We start from the raw sequence: 21,917 nt of genomic DNA on the forward strand, positions 1-21,917 counted from the left end.
GAAAGAATGCCCGTCATGCGGCCCGCGTGATCGAACTCGCAGCGCGCCCGCCCGCCGGCTGCGCGCCCGCCGCCGATCCCGCCTGAGCACGCCAAGTCCTGAGCAACAGCGCGTTCGTCACGACGCTCACGCTGGAGAATGCCATCGCCGCGCCGGCGAACATCGGATCGAGCATGCCGAACGCCGCGAGCGGTATGCCGATCAGGTTGTAGATGAACGCCCAGAACAGGTTTTGCCGGATCTTGCGATACGTCCGCCGCGATATGTCGATGGCGTCCGCGACGAGCGCGGGATCGCCGCGCATCAGCGTGAGGCCGGCGGCTTCAATCGCCACGTCCGCGCCGCCCGCCATCGCGATGCCGATATCGGCGGCGGCGAGCGCGGGCGCGTCGTTGATGCCGTCGCCGGCCATCGCCACGATGCCGTGGTTCGCCGCCTTCAACTGCGCGACCACGCTCGCCTTGTCGGCGGGCAGCGTTTCGGCGTGGACGGCGTCCGGCGCGATGCCGAGCGCGCGCGCGACGGCCTGCGCACTGCCGGCGTTGTCGCCGGTGACCAGCGCACTTCGCACGCGCATCGCGGCCAGGCGGTCGACGGCGGCGCGGGCGGTCGCCTTGATCGTGTCGCCGAAAGCGAGGAGGGCGAGCGCGCGGGCGCCGTCGAGATCGATCAGCCATGACACCGTGTTGCCCTGGCCTTCGAGTTCGCGCGCGCGCGAAGTCAGCGTGTGCGGCACGTCCGCGCCCAGCTCCGAAAGCCAGCGGGTGCTGCCGATCGCGATACGGCGCGTGGTTCGCGTCCCATCACTGCCGATGACCGTCACGCCCGCCTCGACGCCGCGCCCGGCGACCGCGCGAGCATCGCTTGCGTCGTAGTGCGGCGCGCGCGTTTCAGCCGCCGACGCGACCACCGCCTTCGCGAGCGGATGCGTGCTCATCCTCTGAACCGCTGCCGCGAGTGCAAGCGCGTCGGCGCGGTCCTGGCCCGGCGCGGTATCGAATGCGACGAGGGCCGGCCGCCCGACCGTCAGCGTGCCGGTCTTGTCGAACGCGACGATGGCGATGGCGTGCGCCTGCTCCAGCGCCTGCGCGTCCTTGATGAGGATGCCCTGGCGCGCCGCGACGCCCGTGCCCGCCATGATCGCGGTCGGCGTGGCGAGGCCGAGCGCGCACGGGCAGGCGATCACGAGCACCGCCACCGCGTTCAGCAGCGCGGTCTCGGCGCTTGCGCCGTGCAGCAGCCAGCCGCCGAGCGTCACGGTCGCAATGCCGAGGATCGCCGGTACGAACACGGCCGACACGCGATCGACGAGCCGCTGGATCGGCGCTTTCTCCGCCTGCGCCGATTCGACGAGGCGGATGATCCGCGCGAGCGTCGTTTCCGCGCCGATGGCGGTTGTTTCGATCGCGATCACGCCTTCGCCGTTGATCGAGCCGCCCGTGGCACGCGCGCCCGGCTCTTTCGCGACGGGCAGGCTTTCGCCGGTGATCAGCGATTCATCGACGTGCGTGCGCCCCTCGCGCACGATGCCGTCCACCGGCACGCGTTCGCCCGGCCGCACGATGGCGATGTCGCCGATGCGGACCTCCGCGAGCGGAATCTCGCGTTCGCGCGACGGATCGGCGGCATCGCGCACGCGCGCCTGGTCGGGGCGAAGCGCGTTGAGCGCGCGGATTGCATCGGTCGTCTGACGCTTCGCGCGCGCTTCCAGCCACTTGCCGAAGCGCACCAGCGTGATGACCACCGCCGCCGCTTCGAAGTACAGATGCGCGTCCGGCCCGCCGTGCGCGAGCATCTGATAAACGGACAATCCCCACGCCGCCGACGTCCCCAGCGCGACCAGCAAATCCATGTTGCCCGCAAGCGCCCGTACCGCGCGATACGCGCTCACATAGAAGCGCGCGCCGAAGCCGAACTGCACGACGCTTGCGATCGCAAGCTGCCACCACGGCGGAAGCGCGCCGCCGAACATCGGCGCAAGCAGCGGCAGCGTCAGGACCGCGCTGCCGACGACCGCCGCAAGTTCGCCGTCCCGTGTGCGCGCGGCCGCGGGCGGCGCGTCCGGGACGATCAGCGCGGCTTCGTAGCCGGCTTTCGTGATGGCGGCGAAGAGTTGATCGTCGGTGACGGCGCTGGCTGCGTGAACCGTCGCGCGCTCGGTGGCGAGATTGACCGCGACGGACTCGACGCCCGGCACGCGCCCGAGCATCTTCTCGACGCGTGCGACGCAGGACGCGCACGTCATCCCGCTGACGGCGAATTCGGCCGTCCGCGCGGACTGCGATGAAGCCGATGACATATGAAAAGCTCCGAATCTGGCTGAATCAATATCACCAGTATCGACCTTCCAGCGATTGGAAGGTCAAGGAGCATCGCGCGCTTCAGCCGCGCGAGGGATCGGCGAGCGTGGCCTGCATTGCATCGGCGAGTGCGCCGGCCGCGTCGCCGCCGCGCTTGCGCAGGCCGTCGATCGCGCCGATGCGGTCGGCGTCGGCCTTGTTCTGCGAGAGCTTCGCCTTGCCGACGAGCCGCGTCACTTCGATCTCGATGCCGACGATGGCGGCGAGCATCTGATCGATGTAGTCGCGCGGCGCATCGCCCATCTTCCACGGCGCGGGCTCGCCGGCTTCCATCTTCCGCGTGAGCCGCGCGACCACGCCGCGCACATAGGCTTCGTCGTCGCGCACGGTGATGCGGCCATGCGCGTGCACGACCGCATAGTTCCAGGTCGGCACCTGCTTGTGCGTCTCCTGCTTGCTCGGATAGAAGTTCGGCGAAATGTAGCCCGCCTCGCCCTGAAAGATCACGAGCACGTCCTCGCCCGGTGCAACTTCGCGCCAGACCGGATTGGCCCGCGCCACGTGCGCGCGCAGCGTGCCATGCTCGCCGGTGGCCGCATCGAACTCGAACGGGATGTGGTTCGCGTCGAGTCCGCTCGGACCGTGCGTGACAAGCGCGCCGAACGGATTGGCCGCGATGAGCGCGTGCAGAGAGTCCGTGCGATTTTCTTCGAAGTGGGCGGGCAGATACATCTTGGCGGCTCGATGACGGTGGATTGAACGAAAGGCGTTGCGTGACTTCGATGTTACAAGATGCCGGCGCACGCGGCTTGCTAGGCTATTTGTTATAGGCCGAACGCGGTGAATTCTTGCCTATCCTCAGCGGATACGTTAAAACCCGAATTCCGAGATAGCGCCGAGCATGAGTCCCGACGAGGAACGAAGGCCGCGGCGCTGCTCCCTGCGCCACGCGTGCGCCCGTGCAGAACAAGAACCGGATTCCAATTCGAATGACTCAAGACCGACGCTGGACATTCCCGCTGACCACGACTTTCTGGGCGGCGGCAAGCCTGACCGGCATGGCGCTGCTGTCCGGCTGCGCCGCCGACAAGGCGCCCGAAGCCAAAGCCAGCAGCGGATGGGTGAAGGACCAGGTCGCGGATGCCTACACGTTCGGCTTTCCGCTCGTCGTGTCGGACATTGCGCGGGAGCGGGCGAGCGGCAACGCCGGGCAGCCTGGCCGCGCGCCGCTCAACACCTTCCGCCACGCGACGGCGCTGCCGCCTGTCGGTGCGACCGGCTGGCCGACCGTCGATACGCTCGATTCCACCGCGTGGCTCGATGTATCGGCCGAGCCGGTGATCGTCTCGCTGCCCGCCGCACCGCGCGGCCGCTATCTCGACGCCCGCGCGTTCGACGCATGGACCAACGCGCTGTATTCGAGCGCCGACACCACGCCGTATCCGAAGGCGCAACTGATTGCCTTCGTGCCGGCGGGATGGACCGGCCCGGTGCCCGCCAACGCGACGCGCGTCGAAACGCGCACGCGTTATGTGTGGCTGTCGGTGCGCGTGCGGGTGAACGGCCCGCGCGACGTGCGCGAGGCGCGCAAGCTGCAGACGGCGATGCGCATCGACACGGCGACGCCCGCAAACGGCGCGGCGACCGATGCCAGTGCGACGCCCGCTGTCGTCACTGGCGCGTGGCCGGGCAATTCGAGCGGCCAGTTGCCCGCCGTGCCGGCCATGGCCGCCGCGCCGCCGACGGCATCGCCGGGCGCGCAGGCCGAGGCGCTCGAAGCCAACGCGTTCTTCGCCCGCCTGGCGCGCGCGCTCGACGCCAATCCGCCCGCCACCGCCGATACCCCCGCGATGAACCGTCTCGCGTCGCTTGGCGTAAAGCCCGGCGAGCCGGTGCAGTTCAAAAAGACCGACGCGCCCTTGCTCGATTCCGGTGTGGCCGATGCCCGCACGCGCCTCGCCACCGTGCCGGCCAACGCGATCACGAAAAACGGCTGGACCTGGTTCGGCGATGGCGTCGGCGTCTACGGCACCGACTACATCCTGCGCGCGTACCTGGCCCGCCATCAGATCGCCACGACGACGAAGAACGGCGAAGTGAAGCCGGTCGCGCATCTGGACAGCGAGGGTCACGCGCTCAACGGCGCGAACCAGTACGTGCTGCATTTCGCGCCGAACCAGCTTCCGCCGGTGCGAGGATTCTGGACGCTCATCGCGTACACGAAGGACGGCGCGCTCGCCGACGACAAGCTCGCGCGCATCGCGCTGTCGGATCGCGACCGGCTGAAGAAGAATCGCGATGGCTCGATCGATGTCGTCGTGTCAGCCGAAGCGCCGGGGAAGGCGCGCGCGTCGAACTGGCTGCCCGCGCCCGATGGCGAGTTCCAGTTGACGATGCGCCTCTATGCGCCCAAGCCGCAGGCCAGCGATGGCACATGGGCCCCGCCCGCCATCGAGCGGCAGTAGCCAGCTTTCTTGACTGCAAGCGAACATAAAAAGTTTTGACAACGTTGGCGCGGTGCATCGTCGTATACTCGTGCATCCCCCTTCCGAACGGCGATCCCGCGCGCACGCGCCGCCGCGCATCGAATGTCAAGCACGACGAAGTCAAACTTCACCACAGCCGGGCGGACCCTGCGCGGCGTAGTTCACGCGCGCCGCACCCGGCGCATCACAATCGGGTTCATCGTTGCACTGCTGATCATCGGCGTGCTCGGCTTCTTCGTCGCGCCGCCGGTGATCCGGCATGTCGCCGAAACGCAGCTTTCGCAGCAACTCGACCGCCCCGTCAGCATTCGCCGCATCGCGCTCAATCCGTACACGCTGCGCCTCGAAGCCGATGACGTGCATATCGGCGAGGCGGCGGCGAACATCGCGAAGGCGCCGGGCGGCGCAGGCAGTTTCGTCGATGTATCGCGGCTCGTCGTGCGTTCCTCGTGGACTTCGCTCTTTCGGCTCGCGCCGGTCGTCGATGAACTGAGGATCGACTCGCCGCGCATCCGGCTGGCGCGCTATGACGCCGACCATTTCAATTTCTCCGACCTCATCGCGAAGTTTTCGAAACCGGCGCCCGAGCCATCGACCGGGCCCGCGCGTTTCTCGGTATCGAACATTCAGCTGGAGAACGGGCGCATTGAATTCGACGACCGGCTGACGAACGCGAAGCATGTCATCGATCGTTTCGCGCTCGGCATTCCGTTCATCGCGACGTTGCCGTCCGCGACCGATATTTTCGTGACGCCGCTTCTGCAGGCGCGCATCGACGGCTCGCCGCTCGTGCTGAAGGGCCGCACGAAGCCGTTCGCCACGTCGCGCGAATCCGAAGTCGCGCTGACGCTCGATGCGCTCGATGTGCCGCAGATGGCGTCGTATGCGCCGGCGTCGCTGCCGGTCGCGGTGAAGAGCGGGCGGCTCTCGACCGCGCTCAACGTGCGATTCGCTTTCGCCGGCGACGTGCCGACGATTCGCATCGACGGAACCGCGGATCTCGCCGATGCCGTGGTCACCGACCGCGCGAACGCGCCGCTCGTCGCGGCTCGTGCGGTGCATGTGAAGATCGCGGACATGCAGCCGCTGCGCAACGTTTACCGGTTCGACGAGATCACGCTGGCGGGTCCAGACGTGCATCTGGCACGCGATGCTTCCGGCGCGTTCAACGTGAGCAAGCTCGCGCCGCCGCCTGCGAAGCCGGAAGCGCCGCGGCCTGCCGACGCCAGGGCCAAGACTCCGCCGCTCGACCTCGCCATTCACCATCTTTCGATCGATGCGGGCAAGCTGACGTTGGACGACCGCCTGCTGAAGCAGCCGGTGCAGGGCGCGCTGACCGATATCGCGATCACGCTCGACCGCTTCTCGACGCTCGCGAAAACGCCCGCGCGCTACACGCTCAAGACCGCGTTCGACAAGGGCGGCGCGCTCGACGCAGCCGGCAACGTGACGCTTTCCGCCAAAACCGCCGACGCGACGCTCGCACTCGACGCGCTCGCGTTGCCGCCGCTGCAGCCGTACATCGGGAACGCGGTGGCGGCGCGCGTCGCGTCGGGCACGCTCGGCGCGAAACTGCCGCTGTCGGTGGACTGGTCCAAGCCAGACGCCGCCGTGCAGGTCGGTGCGGGCGACGTGAAGCTCGAATCGCTCACGCTCGTCCCGGCGAACGCAAGCGGCGCTGCGCCGATCAAGCTGGCATCGGCGAACGCGAGCATCAGCAAGGTCGATGTCGCCGCGCGCACTGCCGCGCTCGACAGCGTGCAGCTTCGCGGCCTTTCGCTCGATGCGACCCGCCGCAAGGACGGCAGCATCGACCTGGCCGCGCTTGCCGGCCCGCACGAAGCCGCGCCCGAACAGACCGCGACGCGCAAGATCCAGAAGGCGCAGGCAGCCGGCCCGGCGTGGCGCTACCAGATCGGGGAGATCACGCTGGCGGACGCATCGGCGAATTTCACCGACGAAACGTCCGCGCGGCCAGTGAAGCTGCATGTCGCGCCGGTATCGGTCAATGTCAAACAGTTCAGCGACGATCTGACGAAGCCGCTCGCCGTCGATGGCAAGCTCACGCTGAACGGCAAGGGCGCGCTCGGCGTGACGGGCAACGTGACGGTAAGTCCGCTGAAGCTCGCGCTGCACGTGAAAGGCGATCAGGTCGATGCCTCCGCGTTCGAGCCGTACTTCGGCGACAGGCTGAACGTCGCGGTGACGAGCGCGTATCTCAACGCGAACGGCGACGTGTCGATGTCGGGCAGCGGCAAGACGCTGGCGGCCTCGTACAAGGGCGACGTATCACTCACGGACGTGCGCATGCTCGACAAGGCAACCTCCGACCGCTTCGCCGGCTGGAAGCTGCTCGGCCTGACGAACGTGAAGGCGGCGTACGGCGAGCGCGGGACGGATGTCGAGGCGGCGCGCATCACGTTCGCGAATTTCTACGGCCGCGTGCTGCTGGATGCGCAGGGCAAGCTGAATCTTAAGAACGTCATCGTGAGCGATAGCGGGCAGGCGCAATCGGTGACGCAGCCGGCGGCGTCCGCGCCGGTCGCGGCGAGCGCGCCGCAGGACACCGCGAAATCGGGTCCGCCCGTCAATATGCGCTTCGGGCAGCTCGTGTTGCAGAACGGGCGCGTGACTTACACCGACAATTTCATCAAGCCGAACTACACGGCGAATCTGGTGGCGATCAACGGGACGATCGGCGCGTTCGGCACGCATTCGACGACGCCCGCGCCGGTCGATGTCACCGCGAAGCTCGCGGCGAACGGTCCGGTGTCGATCAAGGGGCAGGTCAATCCGCTGATCGAGAAGCCTGCGCTCGACGTGACCGCGAGCGCGCACGATGTCGAACTGACGAATCTCACGCCGTACTCGGCGAAGTACGCGGGGTATCCGATCACGAAAGGCAAGCTCAACGTCGATCTGCATTACATGCTCGCCGACGACAGGCTCACCGCGAACAACCATCTGTTCATCGACCAGTTGACGTTTGGCGATCACATCGACAATCCGAGCGCGACGAAGCTGCCGGTGCGGCTCGCGGTATCGCTGCTGAAGAATTCACGTGGCGAAATCGACGTGAACATTCCGATTTCCGGCTCGCTGTCGAACCCCGAGTTCTCGATTGGCGGGCTCGTGTGGCAGGCCATCGTCAATCTCGTGCAGAAGGCGGTGACTGCGCCGTTCTCGCTGCTCGCGCATGCGATCGGCGGCGGCGGCGGCGAGGAACTGAACTACGTGGAGTTCGATGCAGGATCGGCCACGCTCGGCGATGCCGCGCAGAAAAAGCTGGCAACGATCGCGAAGGCGCTGGCCGACAAGCCGTCGATCAGATTGGATGTGACGGGCCGCGTCGATCCGAAGGTGGACGAGCCGGGCTTGCGCAGCGCGTGGCTCGACGCTCAGGTGAAGCGCGCGAAGGTGCGCGACATGTCGGATAGCGGCGACGCCGTCGATTGGGCGGCGGTGAAGGTGTCGGGCGACGACTACGACAAGTATCTGACGAAGGTGTACAAGTCGGCGGATTTCAAGAAGCCGCGCAACGTGATCGGCTTGACGAAGAGCGTGCCGGATGCCGACATGAAGGCTGCGCTGATGCAGAACGCGCCGGTCGATGACTCGTCGCTGCGCGACCTGGCACAAAAGCGTGCGCAGGCGGTGAAGGAGTACTTCGACGGGAAGATCGACAGCAGCCGGATTTACGTCGTCGCGCCGAAGCTGAATGCGGACGGCATCGACGATAAGGGTGCGGGGAGCCGGGTGGAACTTGGGTTGAAGTAGCGCGAATTAGCCGTTTGGACGACTCGATGAGCAAGGAACTGCAGAGCATGATCGATACCGGAAATCCTGAGGACAACGGGAGTGAGCCGATGGGAACGCCTTATGACAAGGACGTGGTGGCGTGGGCCGAAGAACAGGTCGCGCTGTTGCGGGCAGGAAGGCTCTCGGCCATCGATATCGAGCATATTGCAGAGGAAATCGAGGACGTGGGGAAGAGCCAATTACGCGAACTGGGAAGCAGAGTGTCGGTGCTTCTCGCGCATCTGCTCAAGTGGCGATATCAGCCCGAGCGGCGGGGCAAGAGCTGGATCAATACGATCCGCACGCAAAGAACGGAAGCGCTATACCTTCTGAGCGAAGCCCCGAGCCTGCGGCGACGCTTCGAGGAAGCGAGGTGGCTCGACCTTGTTTGGTTGAAGGCGCGAAACCTGGCGGAAACGGAGACAGGCATGGACTTAGATTCGTTTCCAGAGACTTGCCCCTGGCCGATGACGTCTAAACTCGAAGAGGGGTTTCTGCCGGAGTAACCGCCACTGCGCGAGCCGCCCGGCTCGCGCTTTCAGGGTGCGCTCTCGCCGCCGCGCGACCGTCGTGATTCAGGTCAACGGATGACGAACCAACTGCAGCTCGATGACAATGCACGGGTGCGCATGCCGCTGACGCCCATCTATTTCCTGACGCCGCAGACCTGACGCGGCGCGGGCGCACCGTGTCTATCGACCGATGCGGTCAAGCATCAATGCGCCCCCGCCGCCGCCCCACCGCCACCACCCTTCGAGACCTTCGTGATCCAGATCAGCGGAATGATCAAGATGAAAATGACCGCCGAGATCAGAAAGATATCGTTGAGCCCCATCATCGCGGCTTGCGAGTTCACGGTGAAATTGAACATGCCGCGCGCCTGCGCTTCGCTGATGCCGAGCGTCGATTGCGACATCCCGAGCGACTGGGAAAACGCCGGGTTGTAGATATTCGCCTGCTCGGTCAGCCGCTCGTGATGCAGCGCGATGCGGTTGTCCCACGCGTTGCCCGCGAGCGACGTGCCCACCGCGCCGCAAAACACGCGCGCAAAGTTCGACAACCCCGCCGCCGCCGGAATCTTCGATGGCGGCAGGCCCGACAGCACGATCGCGGTGAGCGGCACGAAGAACATCGCCATCGGGATGCCTTGCAGCAGCGTCGGCAGCACGAGATGGAAGGTGTCGATCTCGATGACGTACTTCGAGCGCAACCAGAACACGAACGCAAAGCCGATGAACGCCATCGTCGCAATCACGCGCGCATCGCTGCGCGGCAGAACCTTGCCCATCACCGGCGCGAGGATCACGGCAAACACGCCGAGCGGCGCGGTGACGAGACCCGCATCGACGGAACGGTAGTTCAGATACTGCTGCATCCATTGCGGCAGAAGCACGAGATTGCCGAAGAAGACGCCATACGCGACCGATATCGCCACCGTCCCGCCAAAGAAGTTGCGGCCCGCGAACAGCCGCAAGTCGACGACCGGGTTCGCCTCCGTCAACTCCCACACGACGAAGAACGCGAAAGAAATGGCCGCGATGATCGCCAGCACGACGATCAGCGGCGACGAGAACCAGTCGAGATCGCGTCCCTTGTCGAGCATGATCTGCAGCGACGCCACCCACGTGACGAGCAGCGCGAGCCCGATCACGTCGATGGGCGCCTTGCGCGTCGGCGATTCCCGCTTGCTGTAGATGACCCACGTCACGCCCGCCGCGAACAGGCCGACCGGAATGTTGATGTAGAAGATCCACGACCACGAATAGCTGTCGGTGATCCAACCGCCGAGCGCGGGGCCGGCAATCGGCCCGACGGTCGCGGTCATCGCCCAGAGCGCGAGCGCCATCGACGACTTCTCTTTCGGATACGAGCCGAGCAGGATGGCTTGCGAGAGCGGAATCAGCGGCCCGGCGACGGCGCCCTGCAGCACGCGAGCGACCAGCAGCACCGGCAGGGTCGGCGCCAGGCCGCACAGCCACGACGACAGCACGAACATCAGAATCGCGCCGACGAAAAGGCGAATCTGCCCGAGCCGTTGCGTGAGCCAGCCGGTGAGCGGAATGGACACCGCATTCGATGCCGCGAACACGGTGATGACCCACGTGCCTTCGTTGACCGACACGCCGAGATTGCCGGAGATCGTCGGAATCGCGACGTTGGCGATCGACGAATCGAGCACGTTCATAAATGTCGCGAGCGCCACGGCGAAGGTGGCGAGCACGAGTTGAGCGCCTTCGAGCGGCGGAGGCGGAGGCGGCTGCCCGGCGTTGGTCGGCGTCGGCGTGCTCATGCGGTTCCTTACTGGGGGTCGATCCGCAAGTGTGCCTGTTGTCCGGGAATGCTGCTGGACAGGCGGGCGATGGACGCTCGTCGATCAAATCCGCAGCCGGAGCCACGTCGCCCGTGACGGGATGTCCAAGGACGAGACCGTGACCGAAGACGAACTCGACGCCGCGAACGTCCTGATTCCCAGCTCGGGTTCCACTCATGCGCGGCAACTTGCCGCCGCGCATGCCGCCCGTTACTTCGCCGAAATATCGATATTGCCCAGATACTTCTTCGCGTACTTGTCGATGGTCCCGTCCGCCTTGACCTTCTCGATCGCCGCGTTCAGCTTGGTCTTGAGCGCATCGTCGCCCTTGCGGATGCCATAGGCGATGCCGCTGCCGAGAATCTTGTCATCGCGCACCGGCGCGCCGACGAACGCGAAGCCCGCGCCATCCGGTTTCGACAGGAAGCCGGTTTGTCCGGCGGGCGCGAGCACGAGCGTCGCATCCAGGCGGCCGGACTTCAGATCCGTATAGACCTGATTCTGGTCCTGATACGGCACGACCTTCACGCCTTCATTCTCCCAATGCGCCTTCGCGAATGTCTCCTGAATCGACCCTTGCAGCACGCCCACGCTCTTGCCCTTCAGCGACGCCGCCGTCGGCTCGATGCCGCTGCCGGTCTTCGCGATCAGTTGCGTCGGCACGCGATACACCACCGTCGTGAAGTCGATGGCCTGGCGGCGCTGCTCGGTCGCGTTCATCGCGGAATTGATTGCGTCGAACTTGCGGCCCTGCAGCGCGGGAATCAGGCCGTCGAACGACGTCTCGACCCACTTGCACTGCATCTTCGCGGCGGCGCACACCGCCTTGCCGACATCGATATCCAGCCCTTCCAGTTCGCCCGTCGCGGACTTCGATTCGAACGGCGGATATTGCGCTTCGAGGCCGAAGCGCAGCGTATCGGCGGCGAATGCAACGCTGCTTCCGAACGAACAAGCAATGAGAAGCGCGGCCGCAATATGATTCTTCTTCATCGTGGTGGTCTCCAATAAACAAGGCTAGATCTGGCAAAGGCGGCGCGCGCCTTCGATGAGCGTGTCGTCGTCCTTCGCGAACGAAAGACGAATCAGACGATTGTCGGCGCCATCGGTATAAAACGCCGACAGCGGGATGGTCGCGACGCGCGCCTCGCGGATCAGCCGCAGCACGAAGTCGCTGTCGCGTTCGTTTGAAATGGCGCTGTAGCGCGCGAGCATGAAAAAGCTGCCCGCGCTCGGCAACAGCTCGAAACGCGAACCTTCGAGCGCCCGCGCCAACACGTCGCGCTTGTGCTGATAGAAGCGCCCGAGATGCAGATAGCTCGATTCGTCCGCGAGGGCTTCGGCGAACGCCATCTGCATCGGCGTGTCGGCGGAAAAGGTCATGAACTGGTGGACCTTGCGGATCTCCGCGGTCAGCGCCGCGGGCGCGAGGCAATAGCCGACCCGCCAGCCCGTCACGTGATACGACTTGCCGAACGACGACACGATCACGCTGCGTTCGGCCAGTTCGGGATAGCGCGCCATGCCGTGATGCAACGCGCCATCGAAGACGACGTGTTCGTACACTTCATCCGACAACACGACGATCTTCGTGCCGCGCGTGATCGCCGTGAGCCGCTCGATATCGGCGGGCGTGAAGGCGCTGCCGGTCGGATTGTGCGGCGTGTTGACGAGAATCATGCGCGTCCTCGGCGTGACGGCGGCGGCGACTTCGTCCCAGTCGATGCTGAAATCCGCCGGCGACAGCTTGATCGCAACCGGCGTCGCGCCCTGAAGCTGCACGATGGGCGCGTAGCTGTCGAACGACGGCTCGAAGTAGATCACCTCGTCGCCGGGATGCACGAGCGCGCTGATCGTCGCGTACAGCCCTTCGCTCGCGCTCGCCACGACCGTCACTTCCGTGCCCGGATCGTATTGCGCGCCGTAGAGCTTCTGCGTCTTGACGGCGATCGCCTCGCGCAACGCGAGAACGCCCGCCATCGGCGAATACTGGTTATGTCCTGCCTGCATGGCTCGCGTGACGCCTTCGACGAGCTTCGGATCGCACGCGAAGTTGGGCGCGCCTTGCGACAGGTTCAGCGCATCGTGTTCATCGGCCAGTTGGCCGATCACGGTGAAAATGGTCGTGCCGACGTTCGGCAGTTTGGATTCGGGGACGCAGGCGCTTTGCACGACGATTGACTCCACTATGGCGTTGCCACGATTCAACCGTGGCAATAAAGCGCCAACAATCGAAAGTTTGTCATACTAGCCATGCTTTCCGCTCATGGCTACTCGACAAAAACCCGATGAAACCGTTGCCTTCCCTCGACGTGCTGAAGACCTTCCTCGTCGTCGCCCAAAAGCTGAACTTCACGCGCGCCGCCGACATGCTCAACGTGACGCAAGGCGCGGTGAGCCGGCAGATCGCCGGACTGGAGGCGCATCTCGGCTATGCGCTCTTCGTGCGGCAGGCGCGCGGGCTCGCGCTCACGCATCAGGGCACGCTGCTCGTCGCGCCGCTGCAGCAGGCGTTCGCGCAGATCGGCGACGCGCTCGCCAAGAGCGGCAGTCAGTCCGGCACGTTGCGCGTCAAGTGTCCGACTTGCGCGATGCGCTGGGTGCTGCCGCGCGTAATCCGCTTGCAGAACGAGCGGCCGGAACGGGTGGTGGAAGTGACGGCGTCGGTGTCGCATGGCGTGGAGTTCGACGCCGAACATTTCGATGCCGCCATCGTCTTCGGCGTGCCGGCCGTGGTGTCGTCGATGAAGGGCGTGACCGTGCATCATCTGTTCGACGAAGTGTTGACGCCCGTGTGCGCGCCCGAACTCTGGAAGCCGCGCAAGCACACGGCGCCCACGCCCGACGATCTCGCTGGCAAGACGCTGCTTCACCCGACGCGCGATCGCCGCGACTGGCTGCTGTGGCTCGGCGCGTATGGTTACGCGGGCTTGCCATCGGCGAAAGCGCAGCATTTCGACACGCTCGACCTCGCGATGTCATCGGCGATGCAGGGGCTCGGCGTCACCATCGGCGATGTCTCGCTGATCGAAGAAGACCTGCGCGCGAGGCGCGTGATCGCACCGTTCCCGCTATGCGTGCCGAGCGGCGCGGGCTACTACCTCGTCTATCCGGAGCGGCCCGCGCCGTCGCCCGCGTTGCAGCAGTTCGCGCTGTGGCTCGACGCCGAAGCGGCGGCCACGCGCGAGACGCTGCACGTTACATCCCATGCTTCGTGACGATGGTTTCCCACTGCCCGTTCTTGACCTGATACAGCGTGGATGACGCATTTTTCAGCGCGCCCTTTTCGTCGAACGCAATCGGGCCGGTGATGCCCTCGAACGAGATGCTCTTCAGCGCCGGGCGATACACCTTCGGATCGGCCGAGTTGGCTTTCTGCATCGCGTTGATGGCGGCCCACGCAGCGTCGTAGCCGAACGGCGCATACGACAGAATGGCGACGCCAAAGCGCTTCTGGAACTTGTCGCCGAACGCCTTGCCTTGCGGGAGCTTGTCGAGCGGGCTGCCGTATTCCCAAGCCTGCGCACCTTCGGCGGCATCGCCCGCGAGCTTCAGGAAATCGGCGTCCATCACGCCGCCGCCGCCCACGAACTGCGCATTCACGCCAAGCTGCTTCATGCGCTTGACGACCGCCGCCGCCTGCCGGTCGAGCCCGCCGAAGAAGATCAGGTCCGCGTTCACGGCTTTCAGGCGCGTCAGTTGCGCGCTGAAATCGACGGTCTGGTTGTCGCTGAACTCGCGGGCGACGATGTTGCCGCCCTTCGCCTTCACCGCCTTCTCGAACTCGTCGGCTTCGCCCTGACCGAAGGCCGTGCGATCGTCGATGATCGCGATGCGCTTCGCCTTCGTCGTCGTCACCGCGTAGACGCCGGCGTTGCCCGCGTTCTGCGCATCGCTCGAAATCACGGTGAAGATGTTCTCGAGGCCGCGCGTCGTGATGGTCGGGTTGGTCGCGGCGGGGTCGATCATCGGGATGCCGGCGTTGTTGTAGATCGGCGATGCAGGCAGCGTCGTGCCCGAATTGAAGTGGCCGACGACGACCGCGACGCCGTTATCGACCAGTTTTTGCGCCGCCTGCACGCCGACGCGCGGATCGGCCTGATCGTCTTCCGCCGCGATCTCGAACTTCGCCGTCTTGCCGCCGATGGTGATTTTTTTCGCGTTGGCTTCGTCGAGCGCGAGCTGCACGCCGTTCTGAAGATCCTTTCCGTAACCTGCATTCGCGCCGGTGAGAGGCGCGGCGAAACCGACTTTCACCGTGACGTCTTCGGCGGCGGCGGTCATCGGCGCGGCGGCGAACACGGCGGCGCACGCCACCATCCATGCCGACGGTTTGAAGCTCGTACGGATACGCATGGTTTCCTCTCCTGTTGTGGTTTGAAATCTAGTCAGACGTGGCCGTTGCATCGCGCACGATCACTGCATGGAACACGACCAATTACGCGCCGGCAAGACGGAGTTGCCCTCTGCCGCAGCGGCGGACATGCGCAAATGTAGAAAGCCAAATTGGCCGCGTCTTGTCGATTCGTCGCGAACGGAATGCGGATTTCGGCACAGGCGCGGCGGTGCGCTTTCGCAGGCCCGGCATGGCGGCACGGGTTTTTTCCCCTTCTTTCGCGCGACGATTTGTGCCGTGCCTATCGTTTCGATAAAAACGCCGTGCTTGACGAAGTGCATATGCACCGATAAGCTGTATTCCATGACAACGAGCTCATCACCTCTGGATTGCAACTGCTTCGCCATTCGTCAGGCGGCGCGCTACATTTCGCAGCTTTACGAACGGCACCTGAGCGTGGCGGGCATCACGCCCGCGCAGTTCACGCTGATGGCGTCGATTTCGCGCAAGCCCGGCGTTCAAATGGCCGAACTGTCCGAGTCGATGGTGATGGATCGGACCACGCTCGTCCGTGCGCTGAAGCCGCTTCAGCGCGATGGCATCGTAGAGATGGAGCAGCAAGCGCCGAGTTCCCGCGCGGTCGGCCTCAAGCTGACGGCGGCAGGCAAGGCCATGCTGGCGCAGGGCTACGAGCAATGGCGCGCTGCGCAGGCGGAATTCGAAGCGAAGTTCGGCGAGAAGCGTGCGAAGGCGTTGCGCAAGTCGCTCTTCGAGCTGACCGAACTGGGTTAGTTGAACCGGACGTAGCCCGCATCGAAGCGGGCTTTTATATACCACCTTCAGTGCATATGCACATCAATAGGGAGCCGTCATGCAGATCAAAGGAAAGGTCGTTCTAGTCACCGGCGCGAATCGCGGCCTCGGCAAGCAGTTCGTGAAGTCTTTGCTGGATGCGGGCGCGTCGAAAGTCTATGCGGCGGCGCGCAATCCGGGCAGCGTCGACATCGAAGGCGCGCAAGCCGTGAAGCTCGATGTGACCAATCCCGCCGACATCGCCGATGCGGCCGCGAAGTACACGGATGTGCAGATCGTCATCAACAACGCGGGGGCGCTGGCGCGCGGCGCGCTGCTCGATGCGGCATCGACACAAAGCGTGCGCGATCTCATCGAAGTGAACGCGATCGGACCGCTCAACGTCACGCAGGCGTTTGCGCCCGTGCTGAAGCAGAACGGCGGCGGCGCGGTCATCAACGGGCTGTCCGTGCTGAGCTGGGTCGTGTTGCCGGACGGCGGTGCTTATAGCGTGTCGAAGTCGGCCGCGTGGGCCGTGACCAACGCGCTGCGCGACGAATTGCGCGGACAGGGCACGCTCGTGGTCGGCGTGCATCCCGGCTATATCGACACGGACATGGTGGCGGAAGTCACCGCGCCGAAGACATCGCCCGCGAGCGTGGTCGAGCAAGTGCTGGCGGCGGTCGAGCGCGGCGAAGAAGAAGTCCTCGTCGATGAAACCGGCCGCGCCGTCAAGCAATCGCTCTCGACGCCGACGCCGATTTATATCACCGGCATCCCGCGCTGATACGGCTTCAACGCTTCGCCGCCTTCTGCATCTCGTCGAAACCTGCGGACGCTTCCTGCACATCGGGCGGGAAGTCGTCGAACTCCATGACCTGCCGCACTTCGATCGTCTCGTTCGGCGAACCGGGGCAGCGCTTCGCCCATTCGATCGCTTCCTCGCGCGAACTGACCTGAATCATCCAGTAGCCGCCCAGCACTTCCTTCGCTTCGGCGAACGGGCCGTCGGTGACGCGCGGCTTGCCGCCTTCGAACGAAACGCGCGCACCCATCGACGGCGGATGCAGACCGTCGAGCGCGAGCAGCACGCCAGCCTTCTGCAGCGCTTCGTTGTACTTCATCATCGCCGCGACGGCTTCGGCGCTCGGCATCGTGCCGGGCTCCGCGCTTTCGTAGCCGCGCGGGATCATCAGCATCATGAATCGCATGGACGTGCTCCCATTGGTATCGTCGATCGGGGCCAGACGCCCTCATACCCTACGACGACCGGACGCGCCTTCGATCGACATCGACCGGCATTAAGCGTTTATCCCTATCCGATTCCGGTTGCCTTGCGAGCACGCCGGACCAAATAATGTAATCCATTACATCCCGTCCGCCGTCGTGGCGCGCAGCATGTCGGAAACCGTTCGATCCCGCGAGGAAGTATCGATTGCCGATGTCGCGGCGCGCGCAGGCGTGTCCGTCGCGACCGTATCGCGCGTGCTCAACGGCCACACGAACGTTCGCGAAGTCACACGCGACAAGGTGCGCGCGGCCGTGGCGGCAAGCGGCTATCGCATCAACGAGCTTGCGCGCAACCTTCGCACGGCTGAAAGCCGCCTTTTGCTCACGATGGTCCCCGACTTCGGCAATCCGTTCTATGCGGCGATCGTGCGCGGCATCGACAGCGTCGCGCGGCAGAACGGTTACTTCATGCTGCTGTGCGATACCGGCGCGGACCCGTTGCGCGAGCGCAGTTACTTCGATCTTTTGCGCGGGCGGCGCGCCGATGGCGCAATCTGTCTCGATCCCGCCGCCGTGCAGAACGCGCTCGCCGAAGAAGCGTCGAGATTGCCCTGGGTCGCGTGCTGCGAGTTCGATCCGGACGCGGGCGTGCCGTATGTCGGCATCGACAATCATCTTGCAGCGGGCGATGCCGTGCGGTATCTGCTAGCCAGGGGGCACCATCGCATCGCGCTGATCGGTTCGGGGCAGGGCTATCTGTACGGACGCCAGCGGCTTGCGGGCTATTGCGATGCGCTCGAAGCCGCGGGCATCGTGCCGAATCCGGCGTGGCGCATCGAGCTCGACAGCCTCGACTACGACGCGGGCGAACGCGCCGCCGTGCAGCTGGCATCGCTCGGACGCGACAGGCCGACGGCGATTTTCGCGGTCTCCGACACGCTCGCGATCGGCGTGATGAACGGCTTGCGCGGCGTGGGCTTGCGCGTGCCGGACGATGTCGCCGTCGTCGGCTTCGACGATATCGCCGTGGCCGCGCACGTCGATCCGCCGCTGACCACCGTTGCCCAGCCGATGCAGGCGCTCGGCGAAGCGGCGGCCGATCTGCTGCTCAAGCGGCTGCGCGATCCGCGCGCCGATGTGCCGGGCGTGCTGCTGCCGCATCGTCTGATCCAACGAAGGAGCGCCTGACGATGAGCCTTGCCGTGCGCTTTGAAGGAATCGAAAAACAGTTCGGGCCGGTGCGCGTGCTCCATGGCGTGAGCTTCGATCTTGCGCCGGGCCGCATCTATGGCCTGCTCGGGGAGAACGGCGCCGGCAAATCCACGCTGATGAAGATTCTCGCGGGCTACGAGCGCCCGAACGCGGGCATGGTTTCGATCGATGGCGCACGCGTCGACTTCACGAGTTCGCGCGATGCGGAACGCGCGGGCATCGTGCTGATTCATCAGGAACTGAATCTCGCGGATCACCTGAGCATCACGCAGAACATGTTTCTCGGGCATGAACTGCGCAAGGGCTACTTTCTCGACGAGCCCGCGATGCGCGACGACGCCCGCGCCGCGCTCGCCGATGTCGGCCTGCACAAGAACCCGGATACCAGGGTCCGCGAACTGATCGTCGCGGAAAAGCAGCTTGTCGAGATCGCGAAGGCAATGCTGCGCGATGCGCGTCTGCTCATCATGGACGAGCCGACGGCCACGCTCACGCCGTCCGAAACGCAACGCCTCTTCGCGCTGATGGCGCGCCTGAAAGAGGCGGGCGCGACCATCGTCTATATCTCGCACAAGCTCGATGAAGTGGAGCGCGTGACGGACGAAGTCATCGTGATGCGGGACGGCCGCTTTGTTGCGCGCGCGCCGACGTCCGACCTGACGCGGCAGCAGATGGCCAACCTGATGGTTGGCCGCGAAGTGTCCGACATGTTTCCGCCGAAGCCCGCGCTCGCCGCCGATGCGCGCGTCGCATTCGAAGTGGAAGGCGCATCGGTGCCGGGCTGGGCCGATGGCGTGAGCTTCTCGGTGCGCGAGGGGGAAGTGTTCGGCTTCGCGGGACTGGTCGGCGCGGGCCGCACCGAACTGTTCGAGGCGCTCGTCGGCTTGCGGACGTTGAGCGCGGGGCGCGTGACCATCGAAGGCGAAGCGGCAACGCTGAAAAGCCCGCGCGATGCGATGCGTCACGGCGTCACGTATCTGAGCGAAGACCGCAAGGGCCGCGGCCTGCACGTCGACATGGCGCTCAAGGACAACCTGACGATGATGACGCTCGAACGCTACGCGCGGCCGTTCATCGACAAGCGTGCGGAGCGAAATGCGCTCGGCGTCGCAATGAAAGACTTCGGCATTCGCACGGGCAATGCGGCAAACCGCGCGCGCATGCTGTCGGGCGGCAACCAGCAAAAGCTCGCGCTCGCGAAATTCCTGCATCCCGATCCGCGCGTCATCGTGCTCGACGAACCGACGCGCGGCGTCGATGTCGGCGCGAAACGCGACATCTATTTTCTGATTCACCGCCTCGCCGCCGAAGGCCGCGCGGTGATCGTCATTTCTTCCGAGCTGATCGAACTGATCGGGCTATGCCATCGCGTGGCGGTGATGCGCGCGGGCGAACTCGTCGCCACACTCGGCATGGACCTTCTGACCGAAGAGAGGTTGATCGCGCATGCGACCGGCACACACTGAAGACACCGAAAGCGAGAGCCGTTTCGCGGCGTTCTCGCGCATTCTGTTCGGCATCGGGCCGCTGCTCGGGCTGATTGCGCTCTGCATCGGCGGCACGCTGCTCAACAGCGACTTCGCCACTCTGGACAACGCGATGAACGTGCTCACGCGCACGTCGTTCATCGGCATCATCGCGGTGGGCATGACCTTCGTGATCATTTCGGGCGGTATCGACCTGTCGGTGGGATCGATGGCCGCGTTGATCGCGGGCAGCATGATCTACATGATGAACGGGCTGATGCAGGGCGTGAGCGGCCATGCAGTGCCGCCGCTCGTGATTCTTGCGCTCGGCATCGTGCTTGCGCTCGTGCTCGGCGCGTTGTTCGGCCTCGCGCATGGGCTGCTAGTGACGAAGGGGCGCATCGAGCCGTTCATCGTGACGCTCGGCACGCTCGGTGTGTTTCGCGCGCTGCTGACGTGGCTTGCGGACGGCGGCGCGCTCACACTCGACAATTCGCTCGTCGATCTCTACGGCCCGGTGTACTACGCAAGTCTCTTCGGCGTGCCGGTGCCGATCTGGGTTTTCGCCATCGTCGCGGGAGGCGGTGCGCTGGTGCTCAATCGCACGGTGTTCGGGCGGCACGTGCAGGCCATCGGATCGAACGAGCAGGTCGCGCGTTATGCGGCGATACGCGTCGATCACGTGAAGATCGCCACTTACGTGCTGCTCGGTCTGTGCGTTGCCGTGGCGACCGTGCTCTATGTGCCGCGCCTCGGTTCGGCCACGCCGACAACCGGCCTGCTTTGGGAACTCGAAGCCATCGCGGCCGTCGTGGTCGGCGGCACTGCGCTCAAGGGCGGCGAGGGGCGCGTGATCGGCACGGTCATCGGCGCGATTCTGCTTTCGGTCATCAACAACATCCTGAATCTGACGAGCATCATCAGTGTGTATCTGAACGCGGCGGTGCAGGGCGCCGTGATCATCTTCGTAGCCTTCTTGCAGCGTGGCCGTCGTTAATATTCGAACAGGAGACATCGTCATGAAGAAACTCTTCCGCGCGCTCACCGCGCTGACGCTCACGGCGAGCGCGTTTGCCGTTGCGCCGTCCGCATCCGCCGCCGATAAGGTCGTGCTGGGCGTCGCCATTCCGACTGCGACGCACGGCTTCACGGGCGGCATCGTCTGGTGGGCGAACGAAGCGAAGAAAGAGCTGGAGAAGGCGCATCCGGATCTCAAGATCATCGTCAAGACGGCGGGCGGCGCGCCCGAGCAGGCGAACCAGTTGCAGGATCTCGTGACCGTCAACAAGATCAATGCGCTCGTGATCTTCCCGTTCGAATCGGCCTCGCTCACGCAGCCCGTGGCGCAAGTGAAGAAGAAGGGCGTGTATGTGACGGTCGTGGATCGCGGCCTGACCGATCCCAGTGCTCAGGATGCCTACGTAGCCGGCGACAACACCGCGTTCGGCAAGCTGCCCGCCGAGTATCTCGCGAAAACGCTCGACGGCAAGGGCGATATCGTCGCGCTGCGCGGCATTCCCACGACGCTCGACAACGAACGCTGGGCGGCCTTCGAAGGCGTGATGAAGCAGCATCCCGACATCAAGATTCTCGATGCGAAGTATGCGAACTGGAATCGCGATGACGCATTCAAGGTGATGCAGGACTATCTCACTCGCTTCAAGCATATCGACGCGGTCTGGGCGGCCGACGACGACATGATGATTGGCGTGCTCAAGGCGATCGATCAGGCGAAGCGCACCGATATCAAGGAAGTGTTCGGCGGCGCGGGATCGAAGGAAGCGGTGAAGCGCATCATGGACGGCGACAAGCGCGTGCGGGCCGATGTCTCGTACTCGCCGAAGTTCATCTACGACGCGATCAAGCTCACTGCGGAAGCGCGCCTCAAGGGCGACAAGCTGCCGCCGACGACCATCATTCCTTCGGTGCTCATCACGAAGGACAACGCGAAGCAGTTCTACTACCCGAACTCGCCGTTCTGAGCGC

General features: G+C 65.1%; 18 protein-coding genes. 10 read left to right on the top strand and 8 right to left on the bottom strand.

All coding sequences use genetic code 11. The features are described 5' to 3' along the window. Positions 1-13: 13 nt before the first annotated feature. Complete coding sequence (locus LDZ21_RS14030; protein WP_244795459.1) at positions 14-2,299, bottom strand: heavy metal translocating P-type ATPase; 2,286 nt, start codon at positions 2,297-2,299, stop codon at positions 14-16. 82 nt (positions 2,300-2,381) lie between these two features. After that, a complete protein-coding gene (locus LDZ21_RS14035; RefSeq protein WP_244795460.1) occupies positions 2,382-3,032 on the bottom strand; it encodes an FMN-binding negative transcriptional regulator in 651 nt (216 codons plus the stop codon). Positions 3,033-3,289: 257 nt separating this feature from the next. On the opposite strand from LDZ21_RS14035, the gene LDZ21_RS14040 reads away from it, so the two are divergent. The 3 genes from LDZ21_RS14040 (at position 3,290) to LDZ21_RS14050 (ending at position 9,090) form a co-directional block, all read left to right on the top strand. Next, complete coding sequence (locus tag LDZ21_RS14040) at positions 3,290-4,765, top strand: DUF1254 domain-containing protein (RefSeq protein ID WP_244795461.1); 1,476 nt, start codon at positions 3,290-3,292, stop codon at positions 4,763-4,765. Between the two features lie 123 nt (positions 4,766-4,888). After that, entirely contained in the window at positions 4,889-8,563 is a 3,675-nt protein-coding gene (locus LDZ21_RS14045) for a DUF748 domain-containing protein (RefSeq protein WP_244795462.1), read from the top strand. 89 nt (positions 8,564-8,652) lie between these two features. Continuing rightward, the gene (locus LDZ21_RS14050; RefSeq protein WP_244795854.1) at positions 8,653-9,090 is read left to right on the top strand and encodes a DUF29 domain-containing protein; all 438 of its coding nucleotides are present in this window, start codon (positions 8,653-8,655) and stop codon (positions 9,088-9,090) included. Between the two features lie 209 nt (positions 9,091-9,299). On the opposite strand, the gene LDZ21_RS14055 is transcribed toward LDZ21_RS14050, so the two are convergent. From LDZ21_RS14055 to LDZ21_RS14065, 3 genes are all read right to left on the bottom strand, one after another. Continuing rightward, positions 9,300-10,874: a DHA2 family efflux MFS transporter permease subunit gene (locus LDZ21_RS14055; protein ID WP_244795463.1), complete on the bottom strand. Its 1,575-nt coding sequence runs from the start codon at positions 10,872-10,874 to the stop codon at positions 9,300-9,302. A 231-nt stretch (positions 10,875-11,105) separates the two neighbouring features. Beyond that, complete coding sequence (locus tag LDZ21_RS14060; protein ID WP_244795464.1) at positions 11,106-11,888, bottom strand: ABC transporter substrate-binding protein; 783 nt, start codon at positions 11,886-11,888, stop codon at positions 11,106-11,108. 24 nt (positions 11,889-11,912) lie between these two features. After that, entirely contained in the window at positions 11,913-13,067 is a 1,155-nt protein-coding gene (locus LDZ21_RS14065) for a methionine aminotransferase (protein WP_244795465.1), read from the bottom strand. 116 nt (positions 13,068-13,183) lie between these two features. Here LDZ21_RS14065 and LDZ21_RS14070 point away from each other — a divergent pair, with 116 nt between their 5' ends. Continuing rightward, on the top strand, positions 13,184-14,113 hold the full coding sequence (locus tag LDZ21_RS14070; protein ID WP_035970095.1) for a LysR substrate-binding domain-containing protein: 930 nt from the start codon (positions 13,184-13,186) through the stop codon (positions 14,111-14,113). Here the strand turns inward: LDZ21_RS14070 and LDZ21_RS14075 are convergent. Together LDZ21_RS14075 and LDZ21_RS14080 are read right to left on the bottom strand one after the other, a co-directional pair. Next, positions 14,094-15,251: a branched-chain amino acid ABC transporter substrate-binding protein gene (locus LDZ21_RS14075; RefSeq protein ID WP_244795466.1), complete on the bottom strand. Its 1,158-nt coding sequence runs from the start codon at positions 15,249-15,251 to the stop codon at positions 14,094-14,096. The genes LDZ21_RS14070 and LDZ21_RS14075 overlap by 20 nt on opposite strands. Positions 15,252-15,311: 60 nt before the next feature. After that, a complete protein-coding gene (locus LDZ21_RS14080; RefSeq protein WP_244795467.1) occupies positions 15,312-15,596 on the bottom strand; it encodes a hypothetical protein in 285 nt (94 codons plus the stop codon). On the opposite strand from LDZ21_RS14080, the gene LDZ21_RS14085 reads away from it, so the two are divergent. Both LDZ21_RS14085 and LDZ21_RS14090 read left to right on the top strand, forming a co-directional pair. After that, positions 15,595-16,023: a MarR family winged helix-turn-helix transcriptional regulator gene (locus LDZ21_RS14085; protein ID WP_244795468.1), complete on the top strand. Its 429-nt coding sequence runs from the start codon at positions 15,595-15,597 to the stop codon at positions 16,021-16,023. The genes LDZ21_RS14080 and LDZ21_RS14085 overlap by 2 nt on opposite strands. A gap of 79 nt (positions 16,024-16,102) precedes the next feature. Continuing rightward, positions 16,103-16,810 (top strand): SDR family oxidoreductase, encoded by a 708-nt coding sequence (locus tag LDZ21_RS14090; protein ID WP_244795469.1) that lies wholly within the window; start codon positions 16,103-16,105, stop codon positions 16,808-16,810. Positions 16,811-16,817: 7 nt separating this feature from the next. On the opposite strand, the gene LDZ21_RS14095 is transcribed toward LDZ21_RS14090, so the two are convergent. Then, positions 16,818-17,234 carry a YciI family protein gene (locus tag LDZ21_RS14095; protein ID WP_035970091.1) on the bottom strand — a complete coding sequence of 139 codons (417 nt, stop codon included), beginning with the start codon at positions 17,232-17,234 and terminating at the stop codon, positions 16,818-16,820. A 187-nt stretch (positions 17,235-17,421) separates the two neighbouring features. Between LDZ21_RS14095 and LDZ21_RS14100 the strand changes: the two genes are divergently transcribed. The 4 genes from LDZ21_RS14100 to LDZ21_RS14115 are packed head-to-tail and all read left to right on the top strand — an operon-like array spanning position 17,422 to position 21,913. Beyond that, positions 17,422-18,441 carry a LacI family DNA-binding transcriptional regulator gene (locus LDZ21_RS14100; protein WP_244795470.1) on the top strand — a complete coding sequence of 340 codons (1,020 nt, stop codon included), beginning with the start codon at positions 17,422-17,424 and terminating at the stop codon, positions 18,439-18,441. Positions 18,442-18,443: 2 nt separating this feature from the next. After that, complete coding sequence (locus LDZ21_RS14105; RefSeq protein WP_244795471.1) at positions 18,444-19,931, top strand: sugar ABC transporter ATP-binding protein; 1,488 nt, start codon at positions 18,444-18,446, stop codon at positions 19,929-19,931. After that, a complete protein-coding gene (locus tag LDZ21_RS14110; protein WP_035970647.1) occupies positions 19,912-20,928 on the top strand; it encodes an ABC transporter permease in 1,017 nt (338 codons plus the stop codon). The genes LDZ21_RS14105 and LDZ21_RS14110 overlap by 20 nt, the downstream gene beginning before the upstream one ends. Before the next feature lie 22 nt (positions 20,929-20,950). Further along, on the top strand, positions 20,951-21,913 hold the full coding sequence (locus LDZ21_RS14115) for a substrate-binding domain-containing protein (protein ID WP_244795472.1): 963 nt from the start codon (positions 20,951-20,953) through the stop codon (positions 21,911-21,913). The last annotated feature ends 4 nt before the right edge of the window (positions 21,914-21,917 follow it).

This window comes from Caballeronia grimmiae (assembly GCF_022879615.1).
Classification (GTDB): Bacteria; Pseudomonadota; Gammaproteobacteria; order Burkholderiales; family Burkholderiaceae; genus Caballeronia; species Caballeronia grimmiae.